Raw genomic sequence first — 14039 nt, 5'->3', positions numbered from 1 at the left:
TCGGCTTTTCAATGTTTTTGACGAAGGTTTCGACGGATAGACGGTGTATAAAAAGCCAAAACAGGCTGCCGTAAGAAATATATCCGTCGTCACGCGCAGAGGGTGGATCTTGATTTTTCAACCTAAATGTTTTGGCTCCGCGCGGACATGCTTTTATTCAGTCATGCCGTTGTTGAAAAATCTTATGATCTGAACGCATGCATTCCTTTCAAAGCAATGCTGCGCTATCCTTAAAATAAGTAGAAAACAGGCTCCTCTTTTGTGTTTCACTCTATTTGAGATAGTCTGAATTTTCTGCCTGTAAAGGGGTATTTAAAATTTTATCTGATATTTTTCAATAAGATAAAGAAAAAGACCCGCCTGTTAAGTACAAGCGGGTCTTTTTTTTCAGGAGCTTATCAGCCTTGTGCGATCATATCGCGCAACTGTTTTGCCGCTACGGTCAACATGGCAAAATCAATACCCGGTGTGGATTTAATTTCCGCCAGCATTTGATCGGTTTGGTCCACAACAGTTTGATTGTCATCGATCCATTTCGTCAATCCGTTGAGCGCATCTTTGTCACCCGCAATATTATCAATCGCCATATTGGTCAAGGTTGACTGGTAATTGTACAAATCCTCGATCAACGCACCGACAGCTAATTTTTGCCAATGGTTTTTCAGGCCCAGTTGCTCACCCGTGGCGCGCATCCAACCCAAATCGAAGCGTGAACCGACTTCGAAATAAATTTTGGAAACGTCCACAACATCCATTTCGCGTTTTTGAGCAATGCCGACGATATCACAACCCGATACCATCACCACTTTGCCCGCAACGCTCTTGGCCAATTCTTCCGGGACACCATTGTCAATAAAGGTCTGAGCCTGATCCAGATGTGCTTTCAAAATATTCTTCGGCAGCACCTCTTCCAGCTTATCACCCAGTTTTTGCAAACCGCTTGAGAAAGACTCAACCGTTTTACCCAGATCCAACGGTTTTTCGCCATAGCGCAAGAACCACTTGGTGCCCCGGTCAATCAGTTTATTGACCTGTTGCAACATGCGGATTTGTTCTTTGGCATTGACTTTATTGTCCAACGCCTCGATATCCGCCCAAGTGTCACGCAATCCAAACGAATCGCGCGTGATCAAATAAGCCCGCGCGATATCATCCGGTGTTGCGTTGGTATTTTCCATCACTTGTGTCAGGAAGCTACCGCCCACACGGTTGATCAAAGAGTTGGTAATCCCGGTCGCAATAATTTCACGACGCAGCATGTGGTTTTTGATCTGATCCTCAAACATGTCCCCCAACTGTGTCGGGAAATAACGGATCAAATCTTCTTCCAGACGCGGATCGTCAGGCAAATCGGACTCGAGCAATTTGTCATAGAGCCAGATTTTCGCATAAGGCATCAGGACCGAGACTTCCGGTCGGGTCAGCCCTTTTTGCGCCGCTTGACGTTCTGCCAAAACTTCTTCATTGGGCAGAACTTCAACATCACGGTCCAAACGGCCTTGGCGTTCCAGATATTTCATCAAGCGCGCCTGTTGATCCAGCAAATCCAAAGCCCGATCCTGAACGATCGTAATCGCCTGACTTTGCAGGTAATTGTCACGCAAGACCAAATCGGAAACTTCATCGGTCATTTGTTCCAGAATCTTGTTGCGCTGCTTCATGGTCATATCGCCATTTGCCACAATTTGATTGAGCAAAATTTTGATATTCACTTCGTGGTCAGAACAATCTACACCCGCGGAGTTATCAATCGCATCAGTATTGTTACGTCCGCCATGAAGGGCAAATTCAATCCGTCCACGTTGCGTACATCCAAGGTTCGCCCCTTCGCCGATGACTTTGCAATGAAGCTCCGTTGCATCCACGCGAATGGCATCGTTGCCCCGATCACCGGTATCGGCATCACTTTCGTGGCTTTCCTTGATGTAAGTGCCGATCCCGCCAAACCAAAGCAACTCGACCTGTGCTTTTAAAATGCTGCGGATCAAGTCATTCGGGGACAAGGATTTAACCGACCCCGCCAAACCTAAGGCCTTGCGAATTTCCGGTGTAATCTCAATCTTCTTGGCTGAACGCAGGAAAACACCACCGCCTTTAGAAATCAGGGAGGTATCATATTGATCCCAGCCCTTGACCTCATCAAACAGACGTTTGCGTTCCTCCCACGACTTTGCCGCATCCGGGGTCGGGTCGATGAAGATATGCAGATGGTTAAAGGCCGCAACCAATTGGATATGTTTGGATAACAACATGCCGTTACCGAACACGTCGCCGCCCATATCACCCACACCAGCCACGGTGAAATCTTCATTCTGGATATCTTTGCCCATTTCGCGGAAGTGACGTTTGACCGACTCCCACGCACCTTTGGCAGTGATCCCCATCTTCTTGTGGTCATAACCAACAGACCCGCCAGAAGCAAACGCATCGCCCAACCAATGCCCGTATTCTTCAGACACACCATTGGCAATATCGGAGAATGTCGCGGTCCCTTTGTCGGCAGCAACCACTAAATAAGGGTCGTCGTCATCATGGCGTACAACCTGTTTTGGCGGGACAACCTTGCCTGCCACATAGTTGTCGGTCAAATCCAGCAAGCCGCGAATGAAGGTCTTGTAACATTCAATCCCTTCTTTCAGGAAAGCCTCACGCCCGCCTTCGCTTGGCGGTTGTTTGACGACAAAGCCGCCTTTGGAACCTACCGGCACGATAACCGCATTCTTAACCTGCTGAGCTTTCACAAGCCCAAGAACTTCTGTGCGGAAATCTTCGCGACGGTCCGACCAGCGCAAACCACCACGGGCAACAGGTCCGCCGCGCAAATGCACCCCTTCAACCCGCGGGCTGTAAACAAAAATCTCACGCCACGGACGCGGCAGAGGTAAATCTTCAATTTCCCTAGAGTTCAGTTTAAAGGATACATAAGGCTTGTCTTTGCCATTTTCATCCATTTGGAAATAGTTGGTGCGTAACGTGCAATCAACCAGATTGAGGAAACGTCGCAAAATACGGTCTTCATCCGCATTCTGCACCGTATCCAGAATTTCCAGAATTTTCGTACGGATCGCATCGATCTTTTTAGGATCGTTTTTGATCTTCGGATCAAATTTCTCATAAAACAGATCAACCAACAAACGCGTTACTTCCGGGTTGGAAGCCAATGCACGCTGCATATAGGTCTGCGAGAACGGAATGTTGGCCTGACGCAAATATTTGCACATGGCACGCAACAACATCACCGGCCAGGGTTTGATCCCGGCTTCGATCACCAAACGGTTGAAACCGTCATTTTCCACTTGCGACGTCCAGACGTGACGGAACGCTTCCTGAAAACTTTCACGAATGGCCGACAGATCAACATCACCGCCACTGGCCGTGGTCAATCCGAAATCGTGGATCATGATCAATTCGCAATCACAATTCTGCGGATAGACCGGATAGGGATGTTCATCCAGTACACGCAAACCCATATGTTCCAGCATCGGCAAAACATGGGATAACGGAACCGCCCCATTGGGATGATAAAGTTTAAAACGGATAACATTACCTGCCGCCTCAATCGGACGATAAAGGCTCAACTGCAATTCACCCGTCTTCAATACATCATCCAGTTTGGCAATATCGTTTACTGCCAATGCGCCGTTGTGGGTTTCAATATAGCCCGCCGGGAAAGCATTGCGATAACGTCGATATTGTTCCAACCCTTTTTCTTCACCGTTTGACGTCACCAATTGATCGCGCAAATGATCGGACCAGCTGCGCGCAGCTTCAATCAATTGGTTTTCTACTTCATACAGATCAACGTCGGTCTTACCCGCATCCGGTGTCGAGATAATCACATGCAAACGGGCCAAGGGTGCATCGCCAATCTGGGTATAAAAAGCCTTCAATTCACCATTGAACGCCCGTTCCAGAATGGCCTGCATGTCTTGGCGCAATTCCGTCGTCATGCTGTCGCGTGGAATATGGATCAAACAGGATGCAAAACGTGAAAAGTCGTCCATACGCACAAACAACGCAACCCGTTGGCGTTCTTGCAGATTGAGGATGCCCATGCACATTTCATAAAGCGCATCTTCATTGATCTGGAAAAGTTCGTCACGCGGGAACGTGTCAATGATATGGGCAAAAGCCTTGCGGTTGTGACTGCCCGGTTTAAAACCGGCCCGATCCATAACACGCATGGATTTCATACGCACAACCGGAATGTCGTGGGGTGCCCGGCTATAAGCCGCCGACGTAAACAGGCCGACAAAGACACGCTGACCAATCACTTTGCCTTTTGCGCCATAACGTTTGACACAAATCACATCCATATAAACCGGGCGGTGAATAACCGACTTATGAGATGTTTTTACAATCATCAGCGGGGATGAATCTTCTGTAAATTTGCCCTTATCCGATGCCGGGCTGGTTGCCAGAATACTGATTTCATCCAAAATGTTTGACTTCGGATTGGACAGGATACCCAGCGCCCCATCCAGAACGGGAACAACCGTATCCCCCTTGATATCAAAATCACAGACACCCAGCAGCGTAAAGTGATCATCGTGGACCCATTGCATAAAGTCACAAACTTCTTTGGCTTCTTCCGGGTTCACATCGGGTAGTTTTTTAGACAGACCATCAATCGTATCGCGGGCGGCTTTGCGCATATCCTGCCAATCGCGCACAGCGGCATCACCTTCACTTAGGCAATGTTTTAAATTATCGCTTAATGTCTGCAGTTGGTCCTTATCTGACTGCCTATTCACAAAGAACAGCATATAGGATTCATACTGGCAGGTATCGCCCCACGACTTCGGTATTTTTTCGTCTTCAAACAATGTGCCGACAAGATAACCTTTATCGTCGCGGCACAAAGTAATGACGGGATGAATTGTCAGGTAGATTGTCATGTCGCTTTCCGTCAAGGCAGTGGTGACGGAATCGACAAGGAAAGGACGGTCCGGTGTGCAGATTTCCACGACCGTGTGGTCGCTCTGCCAACCGTGTTCTTCCAGATTGGGGTTATAGACACGCACCAGCGTCTCGCCATTTTTACGTTTGGCGGCAAAACGCCAAAACGCCAGTGCAGAGCCGTAAATCTCTTCTTCCTGGCGTCCGATTAAATCGTGTGGTGGTACTTTTGAAAAAAATTGTTGAACAAATTTTACCGCATCTGCGGCATCTTTTTTTGGTAGTCTGTCGTTAATCAGCTTGGCAACTTTATTTATGAGGTCTGCTTTCTGCTGTTCCGACTTGGAAAGCGTCTTATTCATTCCATTCATCCCTGTAGCCCATTTATTGGGTCGTTACACATATGGGGATTTTTCCCCATAAGTTAAGGCTAGGATAAAAATACCAATTTACAAGTAAATAGATGACTTCTGACTAAATTTTATGCAGTTTTTTTTGCATTCTACTTTGAATAGGGGCTTTGCAGGAGTATATTTACCTATAAAGGGATAGGCATACAGGGCAAAAAAAGATGCTGGAAACAGGACATGAAACGAATCCACAACACCACCTTCTTCATCGCCGTTTAGACGGGGACATTGTGGCTTCTTTAGACGATTGGCAGCGCCATGCCATCAACGATGCGTTGGAAACCGCGAAATGGTCCAATGAGCATCCTTTAAATCTTCGCCTGTCTGTTCCATTCTTCACGAAACGTTTTTATCTGACCATTGTCGGTGGCCCGGAACAACGCACACACGCCCGGTTAAAGGAAGAACGCCATACTCATCCGGTTCGGTCTGTTATTAATCTCTTATTCGCTGTGGGTGTGGTTGGGGGCGCCGCTATTCTTATGTTGCTTATACTGGCACTGTACAGTTCCATACTCGAATTTTAAGGCTTTCCCGAACAGCCAAAACGGACCAGCATTTCCACCATTTGTTCCGCACTAAAAGGTTTTGCCAGCGCATCATCAGCCCCTAACGTTTTTGCATAACGCAAGGGTTCAAACTCGCTATCGCCATACCCGCTCATGGCAATAATTTTGAGGTCGGGATGGTTTTGGCGGATATGACCGATTGTCTCGAACCCATCGCATTCGGGCATAAAAATATCTAGTAAAACGACATCGACGTTTTCATCATCAAGAATTTTACTGGCCTGAATGCCATTTTCTGCAACCCGAACATGATATCCGTGACCACCCAAAACTTCGGACATCGCAAACCGGATTTGTTCATCATCATCGACCAACAAGATTTTCGTCATTGAAAAATTCAGTCTCCAGATAGAATGGTTGATCCACCATTAAAATCTAATGTAGCATTCTATACCATTTAAATTGAAGGAGATGAATAATTATTTTAGCAATAGTTGCGGATCCAATGCCGTCCCCTTCAGACTGACCCCCCAATGCAAATGGGGCCCGGTTGCCCGCCCTGTCATCCCGACTTTCCCAACCGGATCGCCTTTTTTTACCAACTGGCCTTCTTTCACCAAAATGTCATCCATATGAATATAAATGGATTGCAGGCCATGCCCATGATCGATCATCACACATTTGCCCATCAGATACATGTCAGGATGCACCAATGAAATCACACCATCGGCATCGGCCTTAATTAGGGTACCTTTGGGTGCCGCAATATCCACCCCCTTGTGTGGACTGCGCGGTTTACCGTTTAAAATCCGCTGGGATCCAAACACGCCAGAGATACGCCCCTCAACCGGCTGCATAAAGCCAGAGGCAAACCATGTTTCAGGTGTAAAGGTCTGACGCGTCCGTCCAACAGCCGCATTATCGGCACGAATGCGTTTAACGGCTTCGGGGTTGGGGGTCACTTTCTTTTTCGGCAAACCGTCAATACGTTGTATTTTAAAATTCTGTTTGGCAATTTTAAGCGTTTTGCTGACTTGCTGACCATCGGGATATGTAATCATCAAATGGCTTTGTGCCCCATGATCCCGGCCAAATCCCAACAGAAACAAACCCTCCTTGGAAACCGCAATATTTGTAGCATCCAGACTGACAAGACTGCCCGGTGTCACGGTTCCAAAAACCAATCCCCCTTGTTTAAATGCCCCGTTCAAGGAATAGGTTGCAGCTTGCGCACCCACCGCCAGAAAAACACTGAAACTCAACAGAAGGACACATAGTCGGATACGAGACATCAAAGGCATTAAAACAGGCTTCCTTGTTTCGATGGCGTTTTTGGGCGTTGGGGTTTTGGCTTGGGTTTAGGTTTGGTCGCAACCGGCGGGGCGGATGGGGACGGGGTTTCACCGTCATGGGCCACCACCACATCAACATGTTCGTTTCCACCAAATTGAATGGCAAGACCTTGTCCGCCTTCCAATCCTTTGGCAGAGGTCACGGCATTACCTGCCGTATCGGTGACAAGGGCAAAACCACGATCCAGAACGCTTTTATAGGAATAACTCTCCAACAACGCAGATAGGCTGGCAAGTTTCTGTTGCGCACGATCAATCCCGTCATCCACAGCCTTGCGGCGTACCAAAGCACTTGTGCGATCATATTGGCTGTGTTTTTTCTGTAAAAAAGATTGATATCCCGACATCAACGCCTGTGTACGCGCACTTAAGCGGTCTTGCGCATTTTGTAATTGCTGGTGCGGTTGCGGGATTTTAGAGGCCAATTGATCCACCCGCATGCCATAGCGCTGCAAGTAATTGTCCATCGAATTGGCAAGGCGTTCCACTCGATCATCCAGTCGTTGTGTCATATCATCCACAAGACGCTGTGGGTTGGGGATGGCCCGTCCTGCACTGACCACACGCAGGCGGCGATCTTCCAGATTTCGGGTAATCGCGCTTTCCAGACGAGCGGCATCGTCCATCACTTGTGCCAATAATTCCCGGCGGACCGGTACGGCAATCTCAGCCGCTGCTGTTGGCGTCGGTGCACGTTGATCGGAAGCATAATCAATCAGCGTTGTATCCGTTTCATGCCCGACGGCCGAGATAAGCGGAATGTCGCTTTCTGCCGCTGCACGCACAACAATTTCTTCGTTAAAGGACCAAAGGTCTTCTAATGATCCACCGCCACGCGCAACGATTAACAGGTCCGGTCGGGGGATACCGTTTGATCCATCCAACGCGTTAAATCCACGAATAGCCTTTGCAATCTGATCGGCTGCCCCCTTCCCCTGAACCAAACAAGGCCATAACAAAACATGACGGGGGAAACGATCATTTAATCGATGCATGATATCGCGAATAACGGCCCCGGTCGGCGACGTCACAATCCCGATGGTTTTGGGCAAAAACGGCAATTTCTTTTTGCGTTCCGGGGCGAATAATCCTTCTGCCGCCAGTTTGCGTTTTAAATCTTCCAACAGTTTCAGCAAAGCGCCTTCGCCTGCCAATTCCATCGATTCGATCACCATTTGGTATTTGGAACGCCCCGGATAGGTGGTCAGGCGCCCTTTACAAACCACTTCCATCCCGTCTTGCGGGCGCAAATCCAGTTTGGCCGCCACACCTTTCCAGCACACCGCATCCATCACTGCGTTTTCATCCTTGAGCGCCAGATAAAGATGACCGGAGGCCGCGCGTTTAAATCCACTGATTTCACCGCGTACACGCACCAGCGAAAAGGCATCTTCCACCGTCCGCTTTAAAGCGCCGGAGAGTTCAGAGACACTAAAAACCGGCTGGTTATGTTCAGCGGGTGTGTCAAAAGCATCTGCAAAAGGGTTGTCAGTCATGGGGGGTAATATGGTACAAGACGATCAACTTGTGAACAGCAAATCCATATTGAAGGTGGGAAGTCGCTATGAAAGTACTCGTCGTTGGTTCCGGTGGTCGTGAACATGCTTTGTGTTGGGCCATTGCCAAGTCCTCGAAACTGTCCAAACTCTTTTGTGCACCGGGCAATGCGGGTATTGCAGACGTTGCCGAATGTGTCGCCATTGGCGGGGAAGATATCGACGCGCTGGTCACGTTTGCCAAGGATAATGCAATTGACCTTGTCGTTGTCGGTCCCGAGGCGCCCTTGGTTCTCGGCCTTGTTGATAAACTGGAAGAAGCCGGCATTCGTGCCTTTGGCCCCAGTGCTGCTGCTTCCGTGCTGGAAGGCTCCAAGGGATTCATGAAAGACATGTGCGCCAAAGCCGGTGTCCCCACCGCCGCATATGGCCGTTTTACAGAGGCAGAAGCGGCAAAATCCTTCATCCGTGAAAACGGTGCCCCGATTGTTGTAAAAACCGACGGACTGGCCGCCGGAAAAGGTGTGATTATTTGCCAAACGGTTGACGAGGCTGAAAAAGCCGTTGATGACATGATGGGCGATAAGATTTTTGGCGATGCCGGTAACGAAATCGTCGTCGAAGATTTTCTAGAAGGCGAAGAATGCAGTTTCTTTGCCTTGATTGACGGCGAGCGCGCGTTGCCTTTAGCCGCGGCACAGGATCACAAGGCCGCTTATGACGGGGATAAGGGACCCAATACAGGCGGTATGGGCGCCTATTCCCCAACCCCGATTGCGACACCTGAAATTTGCGATAAAATCATGGAAACCGCCATTACGCCCCTGATCAAAACAATGGCAAAAGAAGGCTGCCCTTATAAAGGCGTCCTGTTCTGCGGTTTGATGGTTAAAGACGGCGTACCGACGGTTCTGGAATATAATATCCGGTTCGGGGACCCGGAATGTCAGGTCCTTATGATGCGTTGGAAGTCAGATGTGTTAGAAGCTTTGGATGCCGCCGCCCAAGGCAAGCTGGATGATATTCAACTCGACTGGCATGATGAAACCGCAATGGTCGTTGTTATGGCAGCGCAAGGCTATCCAGGGGCTTATGAAAAAGGTACCGAGATCAAAAACATTGATCAGGCCAACACAATCGAAAATGCCTTTGTCTTTCATGCTGGTACCAAAGCCGATGATGGCAAAATACTGGCAACTGGCGGACGTGTATTGGGGGTAACAGGGCGCGGTCAAACCGTCCGTGAGGCGCAGGCAACAACCTATAAAGCCGTTGATGCGATTGATTGGGAAAAAGGCTTTTGCCGCCGCGATATCGGCTGGCGCGCGGTTGCACGCGAAGACCAAAAATAAATCCGCATCCCAAAAGGGTCATTTATTTAACCTTAATCATCGCCGCCCTAACTTGGCGGTTGATTTATGCTGCTTTTTTTCTTAAATTGCGCGGAAAATAAGTAATGGTTGTCTTTCATGCTTGAATACTACTCCTTTAGGCGTAGTTTTCATCATAAAGGATGAACATTTAACATAAAAACGACGAGTTGCCGATGAAACGCGTACCGCTTTTTAAAAGCGCATGCCTGCTTGTTCTATTGTTCTGCACTGCGATGCACGTAAAAACTGCATTTTCGGCGGACCCTGTCTTCGCGCGCGAAGAAGAACCGATTTTACCTGTTCCGCTAAAACATGATGTTTCCCTCAGAAAAGCTGCACTTGGCAAACGCTTGTTTCACGAAACTCTTTTATCAGGTGATAATTCATTAAGCTGTGCCAGTTGCCACGACGTTACACGTTCCGGGGCCGAGGCAAGCAGCTCTTCAACTGGAATAGAAGGGCAAAAGGGCGTTATGAACGCCCCCACCGTCATCAACAGTCGCTTTAATTTTGCGCAATTTTGGGATGGACGCGCCACCAATCTTCGTGAACAGGCCAAAGGCCCCATCACCAATCCCATTGAAATGGGTGCAACCTGGAAAGACGTTATCGCCAAGCTGCGCCGCCAGCCGGATTATGTCCGTGCGTTCAAGGAAGTTTATAGAGAAGGCATTACCGAAAACACCATTGCCGATGCGATTCAAACTTATGAATACACACTGGTAAGCGCCAATTCCCCCTTTGATCAATATCTGCGAGGTGATGACAATGCCATTTCAGAACAGGAAAAACACGGCTACAAACTGTTTAAGGAATATGGCTGCATTACCTGCCATCAAGGGGTCAATGTGGGTGGCAATATGTTTCAACGCATAGGAGCTTTTCTTCCTTATTTTAATGAGGAAAACACCGCTCAACCCAAAGACCTTGGCCGTTACAATGTGACGAAAGACACGCGTGATTTATATGTCTTCAAGGTCCCCGGCCTGCGCATGGTTACCCATACTGCCCCCTACTTCCATGACGGCAGTGTTGCCACATTGGGCGAGGCTATTGACATTATGGCGCGCTATCAACTTGGTTACACCATCTCAAAATCAGATAATCAGGATATTCAGGCGTTTCTAGGCTCGCTGAGCGGACCTTTCCCCCATGAGGAAACACGATGAAACGTTCCAATACCATTGGACTATTATTTGTTGTTCTCGGAATTGTCATCGGTACAATTTTCCAGTTTTTCAAATCCGATGCCGATGAAATTGCACATTTATCCCAAACCATGCAACAGGCCTTGCAGGTTAAACAACTGGATACCCAGTTAAACGAACATGCCTTGAAAGCCGCCAGTTTTCGGCTTGTACATTTCGACCATATCGTACAAACAGTCCGCCAGTTGTCCGAAGTACGCCTGTCTTTGCAACAATCTGTCCAACAGTTACCATCACAATTAACCCAACGATTCACTAAGTTGGAAGCGGTGATTGATCAACGCATTGATCAGCTTGAACGTCTGAAAGCCAAGGTTGCCCTCGCCCGCAATTCAAGCAATTTCCTGCTAAAATATCTGAGCATGAACGTCGATAAACAATCCAGCGAAATCGCGCTCAAGTCCCTGCAAGCCATGACGGAATTGCAGGCTTTTCAGCTCTTTCCCAATCGCCAACGTCTTAAGGCAACACAAGACATATTGCATGAACTGAACGACACGCTTGATCGTGAACATGTCTTTCAAATTGTCGTCCATCATCTGCAACGCAGCTTTGAACTCACACAGGATATTTCGGCTTTACTGAATAACGTGCTGGCGAACGAGAGTAATGAGGTAATCGATGAATTTATCTCTCATCTGTATGCCGTTCAAACCCAGCGTCAAAATCTGTCCAATGGATATCGTTATATCCTGTTTGGTGTGGCTGTTCTTATTTTCATTGCGCTGGCCTATATGATTGTCCGCTGGACAAAAGAACGTCACCGCGCCCAGGAGGCCGCCCAATTATTTGAAGATGCGGTCGACAGCATGTCCGAAGGATTTGCCTTTTTTGGCCCAAACCAAAAACTTGTTTTCTGGAACTCAACCTTTGCCCGGTTGCACGACCCCTTGGAAAATCGACTTTATAAAGGCATGAGCTGGCAGGAATTTGAAGACACCCAAAAAGAAGTCGGTTTCCTGTTGCAAAGCGAGTTACAAAAAGATGGCAGCACATTAGACCTGACCTTAGATGGAAACTGGATGTTGAGCGCCAACACCCATATGCATCAAGGCGGTTATGCCGTTGTCCGTGTTGATTTAACTGAACAGAAACGTGCGCAGGATCAATTACAATTGGCGGCAACCGTTTTCCAAACCGCCAGCGAAGCCATGATGGTCACCGACAAAGACGATATCATTCAAATGGTAAACCCGGCCTTTAGCAAAATCACCGGCTACCTGGAACGTGAAGTCCTCGGTCAATCACCGACCCTTCTCAGCTCTGGTCATCACAATGCGGCCTATTACAAGAAAATGTATCTCGACCTGCTAAATACCGGAACGTGGCAGGGCGAAATTTGGAACCGGCGCAAAAGCGGTGAGATTTATCCAGAATGGCTGTCCATTTCGACAATCTATGATGACGATGGCGAGGTTTTGCAACGCGTTTCCCTCTTTACCGACATCACCAGTCGAAAAAAGTCGGAAGAACGCATTCATTATCAGGCCAATTACGACTCCCTGACCGATTTACCCAATCGCAATCTGTTCAAAGAACGCCTGAACCATGCCATCAATATGGCCCGACGCAGTAAAGACCGCGTGGCCCTGCTTTTCCTTGATCTGGATAATTTCAAACATATCAACGATACGCTTGGACACCTGCTGGGGGATGAATTATTACGTCAGGTGGCAGAACGATTGCGTTCTCTTTTCCGTGAAAGCGACACCATTGCACGTCTAAGCGGAGATGAATTCGTTATTATCATTAACGAAGCCAACTATGACCCCGATCTGCAACACCTCTTGGCCCGGTTGCTGGAATGCGTCAGTCTGCCCTATGTTTTGGATGGCAATACCGCTTATACTTCTGCCTCTGTTGGCGCGACTTTCTTTCCCGACGATGCCCAAAGCAGTGAAAACCTGCTCAAAAATGCCGATGCTGCCATGTTCAAGGCTAAAGAGATGGGGCGTAATACCTATTCATTCTTTACACCGGAAATGAACAGTCGCGCACAAGAACGTCACACATTGGAAGTGGCCCTTCACAAAGCACTGGATAAAAAGCACTTCCTGTTACATTACCAACCGATTGTCGATCCCCATACCCAGACCGTTGTGTCAACCGAAGCATTGGTGCGATGGAATGACCCGGAAAAAGGATTGATCACGCCAGAAAAATTTATCCCGGCCGCCGAAGATACCGGCCTGATCGTCCCGATGGGGGAGTGGATTTTACGTCAAGCCTGTGCAGATGCCGCCCACTGGCAACAGGAAGAAGGCTTAAATATCGGGGTCAGTGTCAACTTGTCTTCCCGTCAGTTTATGCGCAGCGATATCTATGGGTTGGTAAAAGATGTTTTAAAAGAAAGCCAACTTCCCGCCAATAAATTGACACTGGAAATTACCGAAAGTCTGCTGGTTGAAGACGAGAACGAGATTTTAAAAACTTTGCGCAAACTGCGTGACCTCGGCGTTCTTCTCTCCATTGACGATTTTGGAACGGGATATTCGTCTCTCAGTTATCTCAAACGTTTCCCGATCACGACCTTAAAAATCGATCGCTCTTTTATCTGCGATATCCTCAGCGACAGCGAAGATGCCGCCTTGACCCAAGCCATACTCTCGATGGCAAAAAGCATGAACCTGAAAGTCGTGGCTGAAGGTGTGGAAAATGCCGGGCAGGCCGAATATCTGAAAGAACGCCAATGCGATCTCATACAGGGCTTCTATTACAGCAAGCCCCTTGCGCTGGAAGACCTTCTGCTGTCTTTCAAACAGAAAAAATTATCAGCCTGAACCCGGTTTGAC

8 protein-coding genes are annotated in these 14039 nt (G+C 48.2%); 4 read left to right on the top strand and 4 right to left on the bottom strand.

All coding sequences use genetic code 11. The annotated features are described in order from the left end of the window. Positions 1-398 precede the first annotated feature (398 nt). On the bottom strand, positions 399-5261 hold the full coding sequence (locus tag ACN0VA_RS02935) for an NAD-glutamate dehydrogenase (protein WP_417819693.1): 4863 nt from the start codon (positions 5259-5261) through the stop codon (positions 399-401). A 209-nt stretch (positions 5262-5470) separates the two neighbouring features. Here ACN0VA_RS02935 and ACN0VA_RS02930 point away from each other — a divergent pair, with 209 nt between their 5' ends. Next, positions 5471-5836 (top strand): hypothetical protein, encoded by a 366-nt coding sequence (locus ACN0VA_RS02930; protein ID WP_417819692.1) that lies wholly within the window; start codon positions 5471-5473, stop codon positions 5834-5836. Here the strand turns inward: ACN0VA_RS02930 and ACN0VA_RS02925 are convergent. The 3 genes from ACN0VA_RS02925 to xseA form a co-directional block, all read right to left on the bottom strand. Further along, complete coding sequence (locus ACN0VA_RS02925; RefSeq protein WP_417819691.1) at positions 5833-6207, bottom strand: response regulator; 375 nt, start codon at positions 6205-6207, stop codon at positions 5833-5835. The two genes, ACN0VA_RS02930 and ACN0VA_RS02925, sit on opposite strands and share 4 nt — an antisense overlap. A 90-nt stretch (positions 6208-6297) precedes the next feature. Next, complete coding sequence (locus tag ACN0VA_RS02920; protein WP_417819690.1) at positions 6298-7119, bottom strand: M23 family metallopeptidase; 822 nt, start codon at positions 7117-7119, stop codon at positions 6298-6300. After that, positions 7119-8666 (bottom strand): exodeoxyribonuclease VII large subunit, encoded by a 1548-nt coding sequence (gene xseA / locus ACN0VA_RS02915; RefSeq protein ID WP_417819689.1) that lies wholly within the window; start codon positions 8664-8666, stop codon positions 7119-7121. Before xseA ends, ACN0VA_RS02920 begins: the two co-directional genes overlap by 1 nt. 68 nt (positions 8667-8734) lie before the next feature. Here xseA and purD point away from each other — a divergent pair, with 68 nt between their 5' ends. From purD to ACN0VA_RS02900, 3 genes are all read left to right on the top strand, one after another. After that, positions 8735-10018, top strand: a complete 1284-nt coding sequence (gene purD / locus ACN0VA_RS02910; RefSeq protein ID WP_417819688.1) for a phosphoribosylamine--glycine ligase — start codon at positions 8735-8737, stop codon at positions 10016-10018. Between the two features lie 194 nt (positions 10019-10212). After that, complete coding sequence (locus ACN0VA_RS02905; protein WP_417819687.1) at positions 10213-11208, top strand: cytochrome-c peroxidase; 996 nt, start codon at positions 10213-10215, stop codon at positions 11206-11208. Then, the gene (locus tag ACN0VA_RS02900; RefSeq protein ID WP_417819686.1) at positions 11205-14027 is read left to right on the top strand and encodes an EAL domain-containing protein; all 2823 of its coding nucleotides are present in this window, start codon (positions 11205-11207) and stop codon (positions 14025-14027) included. Before ACN0VA_RS02905 ends, ACN0VA_RS02900 begins: the two co-directional genes overlap by 4 nt. The last annotated feature ends 12 nt before the right edge of the window (positions 14028-14039 follow it).

The sequence above is a fragment of the Terasakiella sp. genome (assembly GCF_048267425.1).
Classification (GTDB): Bacteria; Pseudomonadota; Alphaproteobacteria; order Rhodospirillales; family Terasakiellaceae; genus Terasakiella.
The sequence above is the reverse complement of the archived record's forward strand: the minus strand, read 5'-3'. Positions and strand labels throughout refer to the sequence as shown.